The organism is Ralstonia sp. 22086, from assembly GCF_052045975.1.
Lineage (GTDB): Bacteria > Pseudomonadota > Gammaproteobacteria > Burkholderiales > Burkholderiaceae > Ralstonia > Ralstonia wenshanensis.
This window is the reverse complement of record NZ_JBQEPZ010000001.1, coordinates 537,966-551,313: the sequence shown is the minus strand read 5'-3', so window position 1 is coordinate 551,313 and position 13,348 is coordinate 537,966. Positions and strand designations below refer to the sequence as shown.

The window sequence follows — 13,348 nt, the reverse complement described above, 5'->3', positions numbered from 1 at the left end:
AATTTCATGTCCGTGACCATGCGCGAAATGCTGGAAGCCGGTGTCCACTTTGGCCACCAGACCCGCTTCTGGAACCCCAAGATGGCCCCCTTCATCTTCGGCCATCGCAACAAGATTCACATCATCAACCTGGAAAAGACGCTGCCGATGTACCAGGACGCACTGAAGTACGTGCGCCAACTGGCAGCCAACCGGGGCACCATCCTGTTCGTCGGCACGAAGCGTCAATCGCGCGAGATCCTGGCTGAGGAAGCTGCTCGCGCAGGTATGCCGTTTGTCGACAGCCGCTGGCTTGGCGGCATGCTGACCAACTTCAAGACGGTCAAGACCTCGATCAAGCGCCTGAAGGACATGGAAGTCGCCAAGGAAGCCGGCGCGACCGAAACCATGAGCAAGAAGGAAGCGCTGATGTTCGAGCGCGAAATGGACAAGCTGGTGAAGTCCATTGGCGGCATCAAGGACATGGGCGGCATTCCGGACGCCATCTTCGTGGTGGACGTTGGTTACCACAAGATTGCCGTGACCGAAGCTGCGAAGCTGGGTATTCCGGTGATCGGCGTGGTGGACACGAACCACTCGCCGGAAGGCATCGACTACGTCATCCCGGGTAACGACGACTCGAGCAAGGCTGTTGCACTGTACGTGCGCGGCGTGGCCGACGCGATTCTGGAAGGCCGCGCCAACGCGGTCCAGGAAGTGGTTGAAGCCGCTCGCGGTGGTGACGACTTCGTCGAAGTCCAAGAAGGCTAAAGACAAGAAGGCGTGCGCCCGCGGCTTGATTGCGCGGGACGCGTGCCAGGCCGCACCCGGTGCAAAGCATCGGGCCTAAGGCCGGACAGGGGCGCGTAACAAACGCCCCTTTTTTTTGAAATTTGTCATTCGGATGCCCCGCGCGCGTCGTATTTCGTGGGGGCGGCCGGATGGAAACCGGACGACAGGCCGGCGCGAAGCGAAGAATCCGCTTGCGACCGGACGACGATCTGAAACAAGGAGCATGAGAATGGCGGCAATTACCGCAAGCATGGTTGCAGAGCTGCGCGCGAAGACCGACGCGCCGATGATGGAGTGCAAGAAGGCCCTGACCGAAGCCGAAGGCAACCTGGAAAAGGCCGAAGAGATCCTGCGCGTGAAGCTGGGCAACAAGGCCGGCAAGGCTTCGAGCCGCGTCACCGCTGAAGGCGTGGTCGCCGCGTTCGTCGAGGGCACTACGGGCGCTCTGGTCGAAGTGAACTGCGAAACCGACTTCGTCTCGAAGAACGACGATTTCCTGGCCTTCACCAACGATGTTGCCAAGCTGATCGCTCAGAAGAACCCGGCTGACGTGGCGGCCCTGTCGGCCCTGTCGATCGGCGACGAGACGGTGGAAGCCGTGCGTACCCGCCTGATCGGCAAGATCGGCGAAAACATGACGATCCGCCGCTTCCAGCGTTTCGAAGGCACCCAGCTGACTTCGTATCTGCACGGCACCCGCATTGGCGTGATGGTGGCATTCGAAGGCAACGAAGTGGCGGCCAAGGACGCAGCAATGCAGGCTGCCGCCATGAAGCCCGTGTCGCTGTCGGCCGACGACGTGCCGGCCGAGCTGGTCGCCAAGGAGCGCAGCGTTGCTGAGCAGAAGGCGGCGGAATCGGGCAAGCCGGCGGAAATCGTTGCCAAGATGGTGGAAGGCAGCGTGCAGAAGTACCTGAAGGAAGTCTCGCTGCTGAACCAGCCGTTCGTGAAGAACGACAAGCAAACCGTTGAGCAGATGCTCAAGGCTGCCAACACGACCGTGAAGGCTTTCACGCTGTACGTGGTGGGCGAGGGTATCGAGAAGAAGCAGGACGACTTCGCTGCTGAAGTGGCTGCCCAGGTGGCCGCTGCCAAGCAACAGGCGTAATGCTGCGACGGCCGTTTCCAATGGTGCGGCGATTCGCCTTCCGGCGCAGGCCGGGAGGCGTCGTTTCCACCATCGGCGCAGCCGTATAATGCCGAACAAACAGGGCACCGAAAGGTGCCCTGTTTGCAGGTGCAGCCTGCTTGCGCGGGCATCGTTGGGGGATTTCCTGACGGCTTCCGCGCAAGAAGGTTGCGGGATGTGCGAAGTCCCCGCTTTGCCCATCGTTGTCATATCCGCAGCGTCATTTCCCCTTTCCTGTTTCCCGTACCAGGAATCGTCACGAGGATCTCCATGCCTGCCTATAAGCGCGTTCTACTCAAACTTTCCGGCGAAGCCCTGATGGGCGACGATGCCTTTGGCATCAACCGCAGCACCATCGAGGGGATGGTCAACGACATCGCTGAAATCGTGAAGCTGGGCGTGCAAGTGGCAGTGGTGATCGGCGGTGGCAACATTTTCCGCGGTGTTGCGGGCGGAGCTGCCGGCATGGACCGCGCCACGGCCGACTACATGGGCATGCTGGCCACCATGATGAACGCGCTGGCCCTGCAGGACGCCATGCGCCACGCCAACCTCGAAGGTCGCGTGCAATCGGCGCTGCGCCTGGACCAAGTAGTCGAGCCGTACATCCGTCCCCGGGCGATCCGCCAGTTGGAGGAGGGGAAGATCGTGATTTTCGCGGCCGGCACCGGCAATCCGTTCTTCACGACCGACACCGCAGCCGCGCTGCGCGGCTCGGAAATCGGCGCCGAGATCGTCCTCAAGGCCACCAAGGTGGACGGCGTCTACACCGCTGATCCGAAGAAGGATCCGAGCGCTACCCGCTACACCACCATCACGTTCGACGAGGCTATCTCGCGCAACCTGCAGGTGATGGATGCGACCGCTTTTGCGCTGTGCCGCGACCAGAAGCTGCCGATCAAAGTGTTCTCGATTCAGAAGCCGGGCGCGCTCAAGCGTGTGATCCTGGGTGAAGACGAAGGCACGCTGGTGCACGTCTAAAGCTGGCGGCAAGCCTGGTTGCGGGCACCTTTTTTACCGTTCGCTGCCCCAGCGTAAATGGCGTTGGCGAGCGGCTTCCATGTAAAATCGCCTATTGTCTTTTTGGTCTTGCCGGTGCCCTGTGTCGTTTTCCGGGGCACAAGTTCGGCAGACCGCCGTTATCGTTCGGAGGAAGTATGAGCGTCGCCGATGTCAAAAAGAATGCCGAGCAGAAGATGCAGAAGTCGATCGAGGCTCTGAAGACGGATCTGGCCAAGATCCGTACTGGCCGTGCCCACACCGGTCTGCTCGATCACGTGCAGGTCGACTACTACGGCTCGATGGTGCCGATCAGCCAGGTTGCCAACGTGACGCTGGTGGACGCACGCACGATCGGCGTGCAGCCGTGGGAAAAGAAGATGGTGCAAGCCGTCGAAAAGGCCATCCGTGAAGCGGACCTCGGCCTGAACCCCGCCACCATGGGTGACATCATTCGCGTGCCGACCCCCGCACTGACCGAAGAGCGCCGCAAGGAGCTGACCAAGGTTGTGAAGGGCGAGGGCGAAGATGCCAAGGTCGCCGTGCGCAACCTGCGTCGCGATGCCAACGAACAGCTCAAGAAGCTGGTGAAGGACAAGGCCATCTCCGAAGATGACGAGCGTCGCGGCGGAGACGACGTTCAGAAGCTGACCGACAAGTTCGTCGCCGAGATCGACAAGCTGGTCGCCGAGAAAGACAAGGAAATCATGACGGTGTAAGGCCGTCTCCCGCCGTCGGCGCATTGGGCGCATGCGGTGGGAAGCCCGATTCATGCATATCAGTTCCACACTGGCGGTGCCCGACACCGCCGATACGCCGCGTCACGTTGCCGTCATCATGGATGGTAACGGCCGCTGGGCTACCGAACGGCGCCTGCCGCGCGTGGCCGGGCATAGCCGCGGCCTCGATGCCGTCCGAGCAACCGTTGAAGCGGCGGCACGCCGTGGTGTCGGTTACCTGACGCTGTTTGCCTTCAGCTCCGAAAACTGGCGTCGTCCTGCCGAGGAAGTCACCTTCCTCATGAAGCTGTTCATGACGGCGCTGCGCCGCGAAGTGAGCAAGCTGCACGACAACGGCATCCGCCTGCGCGTGGTGGGCGATCTGTCTGCGTTCAGCCCGCGCATCCAGCTTTTGATTCGCGAAGCTGAGGCCAAGACGGCTGCCAACCCCGGTTTGACCGTCACGATCCTCGCCAACTACGGCGGGCGCTGGGACATCCTGCAGGCCATGCGCGCCTTGTTGGCGGCGCAGCCCGGCATTGCGCCCGATGCCATCACGGAAGAGATGCTTGCGCCGTACATGGCGCTGTCTTACGCGCCGGAGCCGGATCTCTTCATCCGCACCGGTGGCGAGCAGCGCATCAGCAACTTCCTGTTGTGGCAGCTTGCCTATTCCGAACTGTATTTCACCGATCGCTACTGGCCCGACTTCGATGCCGCAGAACTCGATCGCGCCTTTGCGTGGTATCGCAACCGTGAGCGCCGCTTCGGCCGTACCAGCGCGCAGCTCGAGCCCGATGTTCCCCCCGCGCTATCTGCCGGAGCCTGACACATGCTGCTGACTCGCGTCATTACCGCTGTCTGCCTGCTGATTGTCATCCTGCCCATTCTGTTTTTCGCGCCGCCCGCCGGACTGGCCGGGCTCGTGACGGTGTTTGCAGCCCTCGCCGCGTGGGAGTGGGGGCGTCTCGTGCGCCTGCCGGGCTGGTGGGGGCCGATTCTCTATGCGGTCCTTGTCGTCATGCTGACGATCGCCTGGCATGACATTCCGGTTCGGGGTGATGTGCAGCCGCTGTTCCATGGTGCGGTGATCGCGTGGGTGATCGCCTGGGGGCTGCTCGCGGGCGGCGTGCGCGAATTGCATGGCACGCGTCGCGTCGTGTTCACGCTATTGGGCTTGGTGATGCTGCCGGCGTTCGTGCATGGCGCCGTTGAATTGCGCACGCACGGTGTCGCCTTTTTGCTCTCGGTGGCGTTGCTCGTGTGGGCGGCCGATGTGGGGGCCTATTTTGTCGGCAAGGCCATTGGTCGCCGCAAGCTTGCTCCGACCATCAGCCCCGGCAAATCGTGGGAAGGTGCAATCGGCGGTGCCGTGCTGGTTGTGGTGATTGCCGCCGTGGCTGGCATCACGCATTGGTTTGCCCCGACGTGGTTCTCTCACGAGTTCGACCAGCGCGGCGCGGTCACCGCCCTTGGGCTGACCATCTTGCTGGTAGCCGCGAGCGTCGGTGGTGATTTGTTTGAATCCCTGCTCAAGCGTCAAGTCGGCATGAAAGACAGCAGCCGTCTGTTGCCCGGCCACGGCGGCGTGCTCGATCGTATCGACGCGTTGCTGCCGGTGTTTCCGCTGGCTGCGCTGCTGATTTCCTGAGGCGTCCGAACATGATGCGTTTGACCGTTCTTGGCGCCACTGGCTCGATTGGCGACAGCACGCTCGACGTGGTGCGCCGTCATCCCGACAAGTACAGCGTTTTTGCGCTGACCGCCAATGCGCAGGCCGACAAGCTCGCGGTGCTCTGCCGCGAGTTCCGCCCGAAGATGGCGGTGCTCGGTTCGGCAGCAGCAGTGGATGCATTGCGAGACCAACTGGGCGCAGATGCTGCCGGCATCGAAATCCGTTCTGGCACTGAAGCGTTGGAAGAGGCGGCCGCCCACCCCGACTGCGATGCCGTGATGGCGGCCATCGTTGGCGCGGCAGGTTTGCGCCCGACGCTTGCCGCCGTGCACGCCGGCAAGCGCGTGCTGCTTGCCAACAAGGAGGCGCTGGTGATGTCCGGCGCGCTCTTCATGGATTCCGTGCGTCAGCATGGCGCCACCGTGCTCCCGATCGACAGCGAGCACAACGCCATCTTCCAATGCTTGCCGCAGCAAGTTCCGCAGTTCGCGCGTGGTGTGTCGCGCATCGTGCTGACAGCATCGGGTGGTCCGTTCCGCACGCGCGCGGTGGATTCTCTTGCGGATGTCACGCCAGACCAGGCTTGCGCGCATCCGAACTGGGTGATGGGGCGCAAGATCTCTGTCGATTCCGCCACCATGATGAACAAGGGGCTGGAGGTGATCGAGGCGCACTGGCTGTTTGGTGTGCCGGTCGAGCATCTCGAAGTCCTGATCCATCCGCAGAGTGTTATCCATTCGATGGTCGGCTACGACGATGGCTCGGTGCTGGCACAGCTCGGCAACCCCGACATGCGCACGCCGATTGCCTACGGGTTGGCGTATCCCGAGCGCATCGAAGCCGGTGTTCCGCTGCTCGATCTCGTCACCACGGGCGCGCTGACGTTCGAGGCGCCGGACCTGCGTCGCTTCCCGTGCCTGGCGCTGGCTTTTGATGCATTGCGCGCCGGTGGTACGGCGCCTGCTGCACTGAACGCAGCCAACGAGGTGGCTGTTGAAGCATTCTTGCAGCGCCGCATCCGGTTCACAGAGATTGCTGCCGTGGTGGACGATACGCTCGCGCGCACTTCCATCGTGCCCGCCGACTCGCTCGACACCGTTTTTGCGGCCGACGCCGAAGCACGTCAGCAGGCCGCACGCTATATCGCGACCGTATGCGCGCAACTGCCGACCGCGTGAAAGCGCCCCGTCAGAGCAAGCGGGTAACATAGCGGCTTCGCGCGGGGCCAGCCCCGCACGTGCCCTTCAGTGCATCCGGAGAAGGTTTTGCAGACCGTTTTAGCGTTTGTCTTTGCGATCGCGGTACTGATCGTCATTCATGAACTGGGCCACTACAGCGTCGCGCGTCTGTGCGGCGTGAAAGTGCTCCGGTTTTCCGTTGGCTTTGGCAAGGTGCTGTTCCGCCGTGTCGGCCGTGGGCCCGACCACACCGAATGGACGATCTGCGCCATTCCGCTGGGCGGCTACGTCAAGATGCTGGGCGAGGGTTCCCGGGATCCGGAGAAAGACCCGCCCATCCTCCCCGAAGATCTCCCGCGTACCTTCGATCATCAGCCGGTCTACAAGCGATTCGCCATCGTGGCGGCTGGCCCGATCGCCAATTTCTTGCTGGCAATTGCGCTCTATGCGCTGCTGGCATGGGTCGGAGCAATCGAGCCGTTGCCTATCCTCGGCGCGCCGCCGCCGGGCAGCATTGCCGCTCAGGCCGACCTGCGTGCCAGGGACCGGGTGATCGCCATCGGTACGGACGATGAAACACCTGCGCCCGTGCGCAGCTGGAGCGATGTCCGCATGCGCTTGTATTCGGCTGGCATCGCAGGGCGCGACGCGCTTGTGCAAGTGCGCGGCACTGACGGAGTCGAGCGTACCGTCCGCCTGCAGGGCTTGCCGAGTGCCGCCCGTACGCCGCAGGCCGACGTGATTGACCAGATTGGTTTGCGCCTGCTTGGCGGTCCGGTCACCATCGTCGACGTACTGCCTGGCAGTGCGGCGGCACGTGCCGGGTTGCGGGCCGGCGATCAGATCGTTCGCTTCGCGGGTCAGCCCGCCGATCAGGCAATGGACCTCATCCGCCAGATCCGCGCCATGCCGGAGCAGAACGCGTCGATCGATATCCTGCGCAACGATCAGCCCATGACGTTGCCGGTTCGGCCCGATGCAGACACCGTTGCCAAGAACCCCACTGGCCCGAAGATCGGCAAGCTCGGCGCGCAGCTCAACCAGAAGGTGGAAACGGCGATGATCCGGGATGAGCCGGTCGCCGCCCTGGGCCATGCCGTGAGCGAGGTCTGGCGGACTTCGGTGCTGTCGCTGCAGGTGCTGGGCAAGATGATCATTGGCCAGGCGTCGCTGCAAAACCTGAGTGGACCGATCACGGTGGCTGACTTTGCGGGCAAGGCGGCAAGCCTTGGCTGGCAGACGTTTGTGAGCTTTCTCGCGTTGATCAGCGTGAGTCTCGGCGTACTGAACTTATTGCCCGTTCCGGTATTGGATGGGGGGCATTTGCTGTATTATTGCGTGGAATTTTTGACTGGCCGACCCGTGCCGGAATCCTGGCAAACAGTCCTTCAGAAGATCGGCGTCGCCTGCATCCTGCTTCTCACTTCGCTCGCCCTGTACAACGATTTGAGTCGGTTGTTTCTGACTCGAGGCTAGACCGTATTCAAGTGAGTTCGGTAAGCCGCATCGTTGCCACCGGCGTGAGCGGGCAACTCAGGGTTTTGAAAACACTCAGAAGTGGATTCCGATTGAATCCAACTAGGGGATTAGATTGATCAGACAACATCGCTTCCCGCTCAGCGTGCTGGCGGCTTCCGTGCTGACCGTTACTGCCGGTCAGGCTCATGCAGTGGAGCCGTTCGTCGTCAAGGACATTCGCGTGGAGGGGGTGCAGCGCGTCGAGCCGGGCACCGTGTTCGGCTATCTGCCCGTGAAGGTGGGTGAGACCTTCACCGACGAGAAGGGCGCCGAATCGATTCGCGCGCTCTACAACACCGGCTTCTTCAAGGACGTCCAGATCCGCTCCGAAGGCAACGTGCTGGTGGTGCGCGTGGAAGAGCGTCCGGCGATCTCGCAGCTCGAGTTCATCGGCTTCAAGGAGTTCGACAAGGAAGCGCTGCGTCGTACGCTGCGCGGCGTGGGCGTGGCTGAGGCCCGTTACTACGACAAGTCGCTCATCGACCGCGCCGAGCAGGAAATTAAGCGCCAGTATGTTTCGCGCGGCTACTATGCGGCCGAGGTGACGACCACCGTCACGCCGGTCGATGCCAACCGTGTGTCGATCACGTTCACGGTGGACGAAGGCCCCACCGCCAAGATTCGCCAGATCAATATCGTCGGCAACAAGGCCTTCAAGGAAGGCGACCTGCGCGACGAGATGCAACTGTCCACGCCGAACTGGCTGTCGTGGTACACCAAGAACGATCTGTACTCCAAGCAGAAGCTCACGGCTGACCTGGAAGCGCTGCGCTCGTTCTATCTGGACCGCGGCTACCTGGAATTCGCCATTGAGTCGACCCAGGTGTCGATTACGCCCGACAAGAAGGACATCTACCTGACGCTGAACATCCACGAGGGTGAGCAGTACAAGGTATCGGACATCAAGCTGACCGGCGAGCTGCTGGGCAAGCAGGCCGAGATGGAGAAGCTCATCAAGCTCAAGCAGGGCGATGTGTTTTCTTCGGCCAAACTGTCGTCGACGACCAAGTCGATTACCGATCTGCTGGGCACGTACGGCTACGCTTTTGCCACCATCAACCCGCAGCCGCAGATCAACCAGAAGGACCGCACGGTTGCGCTCACGCTGGTGGTCGATCCGGGCCGCCGCGTGTACGTGCGGCGCGTGAACGTTGTCGGCAACAGCAAGACCCGCGACGAAGTCGTGCGCCGCGAAATGCGCCAGATGGAAGCCTCGTGGTTCGACGGCGAGAAGCTGCAGCTTTCGCAGAACCGCGTGAACCGCACAGGCTACTTCACCGATGCGAACATCACGACGGAAGACGTGCCGGGTACGACCGACCAGGTCGATGTGAACGTCAATGTGACCGAAAAGCCGACCGGCCAGATCAACCTGGGCGTGGGCTTCTCGTCGACCGACAAGCTGGTGCTGTCGGCGGGTATCCGTCAGGACAACGTGTTCGGCTCGGGCACGAGCCTCGGGCTGGATGTGAACACGTCCAAGTCGAACCGCACCATTGCCGTGACGCAGTTCGATCCGTACTTCACGGTGGATGGCATCAGCCGTTCAACCGAGCTGTACTACCGCACGTACCGCCCGCTGTACTACACGGGTGACCAGGACTATCGTGTCGTGCAACAGGGTGGCAACGTCAAGTTCGGCGTGCCGTTCTCGGAAACCGACACCGTCTTCTTCGGCATCGGCTACGAGCGCACGACCATCGACGTGACGGCCAACACGCCGCTGGCCTACCAGAACTACGTCGCGAAGAACGGCCGTATCACCAACAACTTCCCAATCACCATCGGCTGGTCTAAGGATCAGCGTGACAGCGCTCTGGTGCCGACGCGTGGTCGCTATCAGCAGGCCAACCTGGAGTTCGGTATTCCGGGCGGCGATCTGCAGTACTTCCGCGCGTACTATCAGCACCAGTATTTCTATCCGCTGTCGAAGTCGTTCACGATGGCGTTCAACAACGAAATCGGGTACGGCCACGGTTACGGCGGCAAGGACTTCCCGGTCTTCAAGAACTACTACGCCGGCGGTATCGGTTCGGTGCGCGGTTACGAAACCAGCACGCTGGGCCCGCGCGACGCCAATGGCGTGGCCATCGGCGGTGCCAGCAAGTTCGTTGGCAATGTGGAATTCATTTTCCCGCTGCCGGGTTCGGGCGTGGACCGCACGGTTCGCCTGTTCACGTTCTTTGACTACGGTAACGTGTTCGCCGAAGGCCAGCCGTACAAGCTGGGCGACATGCGCTACTCGACTGGTTTCGGTCTGTCGTGGCTGTCGCCGATCGGCCCGCTCAAGATCAGCATGGGCTTCCCGATCAAGCGCAAGACCGAAGATCAAACGCAACGCTTCCAGTTCCAGATCGGGACTGCATTCTAATGACTGCATTCATCATGAAATCCACGCGCCTCACGTTGTCCCGCATGGGCGTGTCCGCTGCTTTCGCCGCACTTGCCGCAGCCAGCTTTGCGCTGCCGGCCACGGCGCAGGAAGCGCGCATCGCTGCTGTCAATTCCGAGCGCATCTTGCGCGATTCTCAGCCCGCCAAGGCCGCACAGGCCAAGCTGGAAACCGAGTTCGCCAAGCGCGACCGCGAACTGCAGGACATGGCCGCCAAGCTCAAGGGCATGTCCGACAAGCTGGACAAGGATTCGGCCGTGCTGGCCGATTCCGACCGCACCCGCCGTCAGCGTGAACTGTCGGATCTGGATCGTGACTTCCAGCGTAAGCAACGCGAATTCCGCGAAGATCTGAACCAGCGCCGCAATGAAGAGCTGGCCCAGGTGCTCGAGCGCGCCAACCGCGTGATCCGCTCGATTGCTGAGCAGCGCAAGTACGACCTGATCGTGCAGGAGGCCGTGTACGTGAACCCGCGCATCGACATCACGGACGAAGTGCTCAAGGCGCTGAATTCGCAATCGGCCAAATGAGGTTGTTCGCATGTCGTTTTCGCTTGGTGAACTTGCTGCGTCGCTCGGCGCGACCGTCCAGGGTGACGCAGGCCTGATCGTCAAGTCGATCGCGCCGCTGGATCAAGCGGGCGCCGATCAGCTCGCTTTTCTTTCCAATCCGCTGTACCTCAATCAGGCTGTGAGTTCCGGTGCGGGGGCGATCATCGTGTCGCCCCGTGATCTGGAAACGCTCGAAAGCCAGGGCCACGCTGCTGGCCGGAACTGGCTCATCGCTGCCAACCCCTATGCTGCGTTTGCTCGTGTCGCCCAGCGCTTTGTTGCGCTGGCGGCGCGCCCCGTTGTGCCCGGCATTCACCGGACGGCCAGCGTAGAAGAGGGCGCAACGGTGCCGGCGTCGTGCTCCATTGGCCCGAACGTGACCATCGAAGCTGGCGCGGTGCTCGGCGAGCGTGTGCGCATCACCGGCAACAGTTTCGTTGGCGCCGGTGCCCGCATTGGCGATGACACGTTGCTCTACGCAAACGTGTCGATCTACCACGGCTGCGTGGTCGGTGCACGCTGCATTGTGCATAGCGGCGTCGTGATCGGCGCGGATGGCTTCGGTTTTGCACCCGACTTCGGTCCGCAGGGCGGCGAATGGGTGAAGATTCCGCAGGTCGGCCGGGCCGTGATTGGCAACGACGTGGAGATCGGCGCGAACACCGCCATCGACCGCGGTGCGATGGCCGATACGGTGGTCGAGCAAGGCTGCAAGATCGACAACCAGGTGCAGATCGCGCACAACGTGCACGTGGGTGCCTATACCGTGATCGCCGGCTGCGCTGCCATTTCCGGCAGCACGAAGATCGGGCGCTACTGCATCATCGGCGGCGCGGCCAATTTTGCCGGCCACCTGACCATTGCTGATCGTGTGACCGTCTCGGGCGGCACCTCCATTACCAAATCCATCACCAAGCCCGGTGGCCATTTCACCAGCGTTTTCCCATTTATGCCGCATGGCGACTGGGAGCGTAACGCGGCCATCGTCCGAGGCCTGACGCGCATGCGCGAACGGTTGCAACAACTCGAACAGCGGGTCAAAGACCTGCAGCAACAATCATGACCGAAGCAACGAATGCGACGAGCGCGACCCCCGGCGTCGTCAGCGATTTCAATATCAAAAAGATTCTCGACCTGCTGCCGCATCGCTACCCGATGCTGCTGGTTGACCGCGTGATCTCGCTGGAGCCGCGCAAGTCGATTACGGCGATCAAGAACGTGACGTTCAACGAGCCGTTCTTCAACGGGCACTTCCCTGGCCACCCCGTGATGCCAGGCGTGTTGATGCTCGAGGCGCTGGCGCAAACCGCTGCGCTGCTGACCTTCGGCGAGGCCGATCACGAGCGCAAGGAAAACCAGCTCTACCTGTTCGTGAGCATTGATGGTGCGCGCTTCAAGCGGCAGGTGATCCCGGGCGACCAGCTTGTGATGACGGCTGAGCTTTTGCGCTCGAAGAGCGGTATGTGGAAGTTCAAGGTGTACGGCAAGGTTGACGGCGAAGTCGCCGTGGAAGCCGAAATCATGTGTGCCGTGCGCGAAGACAAGTCCAAGGGCGAGGCATGACGCAAGCACAGAAGATCCACCCGACCGCGCAGATCGATCCGAAGGCCGAACTCGATTCGAGCGTCGAGATCGGAGCGTTTACGGTCGTGGGCCCGAACGTGCGGATGGGTGCAGGCACGCGCGTCGGCCACCACACGGTGATCGAGGGCTACACGACACTGGGCCGTGACAACAGCATCGGCCACTTCGCATCGGTGGGCGGCCGCCCACAGGATATGAAGTATCGCGATGAGCCGACGCAGCTGATCGTCGGCGATCGCAATACCATCCGCGAGTTCACCACGATCCACACCGGCACTGCGCAGGATGCCGGCATCACGTCCATCGGCGACGACAACTGGATCATGGCCTACGTGCATATCGCGCACGATTGCCGCGTGGGCAACCACACGGTGTTCTCGAGCAATGCGCAGATCGCGGGGCACGTGGAAGTGGGCGACTGGGCGATCCTCGGCGGCATGTCGGGCGTGCACCAGTTCGTGCGCATCGGCGCGCATGCCATGCTGGGCGGCGCATCCGCGCTGGTGCAAGATGTACCGCCGTTCGTGATTGCCGCCAGCGACAAGGGCGGCAACAAGGCCGCACCTCACGGCATCAATGTGGAAGGCCTGCGCCGCCGCGGCTTTACTGCCGAGCAGATCACCGGTCTGCGCCAGGCGTACAAGCTGCTCTACAAGAGCGATCTGAGCTTTGATCAGGCCAAGACGGAAATCGCCGCGCAGATCGCTCAGACGGATGACGCCCCCACGCGCGAGGTGTTGACCGCATTTGCTGATTTCATTGCCGCCACCAAGCGCGGCATCGTGCGTTGAGCGAGCAGCCTCAGAACACCACGCCGGTGCGCCGCATCGGC

Annotated in this window: 13 protein-coding genes; all 13 read left to right on the top strand. The window is 62.2% G+C overall.

Features of this window, described 5'->3' with window-relative positions; genetic code table 11:
- The first annotated feature begins 6 nt into the window (after window positions 1-6).
- The 13 genes from rpsB (at window position 7) to lpxA (ending at window position 13,307) form a co-directional block, all read left to right on the top strand.
- Window positions 7-750, top strand: coding sequence for a 30S ribosomal protein S2 (gene rpsB, locus ACTJK6_RS02570; protein ID WP_004626667.1), 744 nt, complete (start codon window positions 7-9; stop codon window positions 748-750).
- Window positions 751-1,000: 250 nt separating this feature from the next.
- Complete coding sequence (gene tsf, locus ACTJK6_RS02565; protein WP_024975795.1) at window positions 1,001-1,879, top strand: translation elongation factor Ts; 879 nt, start codon at window positions 1,001-1,003, stop codon at window positions 1,877-1,879.
- Between the two features lie 291 nt (window positions 1,880-2,170).
- Window positions 2,171-2,881 carry a UMP kinase gene (pyrH, locus tag ACTJK6_RS02560; RefSeq protein WP_009238238.1) on the top strand — a complete coding sequence of 237 codons (711 nt, stop codon included), beginning with the start codon at window positions 2,171-2,173 and terminating at the stop codon, window positions 2,879-2,881.
- A 176-nt stretch (window positions 2,882-3,057) separates the two neighbouring features.
- Window positions 3,058-3,618, top strand: a complete 561-nt coding sequence (frr, locus tag ACTJK6_RS02555; protein WP_092970556.1) for a ribosome recycling factor — start codon at window positions 3,058-3,060, stop codon at window positions 3,616-3,618.
- 52 nt (window positions 3,619-3,670) lie between these two features.
- Window positions 3,671-4,447, top strand: coding sequence for a polyprenyl diphosphate synthase (gene uppS / locus ACTJK6_RS02550; protein ID WP_316881217.1), 777 nt, complete (start codon window positions 3,671-3,673; stop codon window positions 4,445-4,447).
- 3 nt (window positions 4,448-4,450) lie between these two features.
- The gene (locus tag ACTJK6_RS02545; RefSeq protein ID WP_440838281.1) at window positions 4,451-5,269 is read left to right on the top strand and encodes a phosphatidate cytidylyltransferase; all 819 of its coding nucleotides are present in this window, start codon (window positions 4,451-4,453) and stop codon (window positions 5,267-5,269) included.
- 11 nt (window positions 5,270-5,280) lie between these two features.
- Window positions 5,281-6,471: a 1-deoxy-D-xylulose-5-phosphate reductoisomerase gene (gene ispC, locus ACTJK6_RS02540; RefSeq protein WP_440838280.1), complete on the top strand. Its 1,191-nt coding sequence runs from the start codon at window positions 5,281-5,283 to the stop codon at window positions 6,469-6,471.
- An 87-nt stretch (window positions 6,472-6,558) separates the two neighbouring features.
- Window positions 6,559-7,947 carry an RIP metalloprotease RseP gene (rseP, locus tag ACTJK6_RS02535; protein ID WP_440838770.1) on the top strand — a complete coding sequence of 463 codons (1,389 nt, stop codon included), beginning with the start codon at window positions 6,559-6,561 and terminating at the stop codon, window positions 7,945-7,947.
- A gap of 115 nt (window positions 7,948-8,062) precedes the next feature.
- Entirely contained in the window at window positions 8,063-10,360 is a 2,298-nt protein-coding gene (gene bamA, locus ACTJK6_RS02530) for an outer membrane protein assembly factor BamA (protein ID WP_232042719.1), read from the top strand.
- On the top strand, window positions 10,360-10,911 hold the full coding sequence (locus tag ACTJK6_RS02525) for an OmpH family outer membrane protein (RefSeq protein WP_232042720.1): 552 nt from the start codon (window positions 10,360-10,362) through the stop codon (window positions 10,909-10,911). Before bamA ends, ACTJK6_RS02525 begins: the two co-directional genes overlap by 1 nt.
- 10 nt (window positions 10,912-10,921) lie before the next feature.
- Window positions 10,922-11,995, top strand: coding sequence for a UDP-3-O-(3-hydroxymyristoyl)glucosamine N-acyltransferase (lpxD, locus tag ACTJK6_RS02520; RefSeq protein WP_440838279.1), 1,074 nt, complete (start codon window positions 10,922-10,924; stop codon window positions 11,993-11,995).
- Window positions 11,992-12,495, top strand: a complete 504-nt coding sequence (gene fabZ / locus ACTJK6_RS02515; protein WP_232042722.1) for a 3-hydroxyacyl-ACP dehydratase FabZ — start codon at window positions 11,992-11,994, stop codon at window positions 12,493-12,495. Before lpxD ends, fabZ begins: the two co-directional genes overlap by 4 nt.
- The gene (gene lpxA, locus ACTJK6_RS02510; RefSeq protein WP_232042723.1) at window positions 12,492-13,307 is read left to right on the top strand and encodes an acyl-ACP--UDP-N-acetylglucosamine O-acyltransferase; all 816 of its coding nucleotides are present in this window, start codon (window positions 12,492-12,494) and stop codon (window positions 13,305-13,307) included. The genes fabZ and lpxA overlap by 4 nt, the downstream gene beginning before the upstream one ends.
- The last annotated feature ends 41 nt before the right edge of the window (window positions 13,308-13,348 follow it).

What these genes read in the sequence shown, in the direction of transcription:
- rpsB (WP_004626667.1), top strand. Translation starts at nt 7, where the DNA reads ATGTCCGTGACCATGCGCGAAATGCTGGAAGCCGGTGTCCACTTTGGC.
- tsf (WP_024975795.1), top strand. Translation starts at nt 1,001, where the DNA reads ATGGCGGCAATTACCGCAAGCATGGTTGCAGAGCTGCGCGCGAAGACC.
- pyrH (WP_009238238.1), top strand. Translation starts at nt 2,171, where the DNA reads ATGCCTGCCTATAAGCGCGTTCTACTCAAACTTTCCGGCGAAGCCCTG.
- frr (WP_092970556.1), top strand. Translation starts at nt 3,058, where the DNA reads ATGAGCGTCGCCGATGTCAAAAAGAATGCCGAGCAGAAGATGCAGAAG.
- uppS (WP_316881217.1), top strand. Translation starts at nt 3,671, where the DNA reads ATGCATATCAGTTCCACACTGGCGGTGCCCGACACCGCCGATACGCCG.
- ACTJK6_RS02545 (WP_440838281.1), top strand. Translation starts at nt 4,451, where the DNA reads ATGCTGCTGACTCGCGTCATTACCGCTGTCTGCCTGCTGATTGTCATC.
- ispC (WP_440838280.1), top strand. Translation starts at nt 5,281, where the DNA reads ATGATGCGTTTGACCGTTCTTGGCGCCACTGGCTCGATTGGCGACAGC.
- ACTJK6_RS02525 (WP_232042720.1), top strand. Translation starts at nt 10,360, where the DNA reads ATGACTGCATTCATCATGAAATCCACGCGCCTCACGTTGTCCCGCATG.
- lpxD (WP_440838279.1), top strand. Translation starts at nt 10,922, where the DNA reads ATGTCGTTTTCGCTTGGTGAACTTGCTGCGTCGCTCGGCGCGACCGTC.
- fabZ (WP_232042722.1), top strand. Translation starts at nt 11,992, where the DNA reads ATGACCGAAGCAACGAATGCGACGAGCGCGACCCCCGGCGTCGTCAGC.
- lpxA (WP_232042723.1), top strand. Translation starts at nt 12,492, where the DNA reads ATGACGCAAGCACAGAAGATCCACCCGACCGCGCAGATCGATCCGAAG.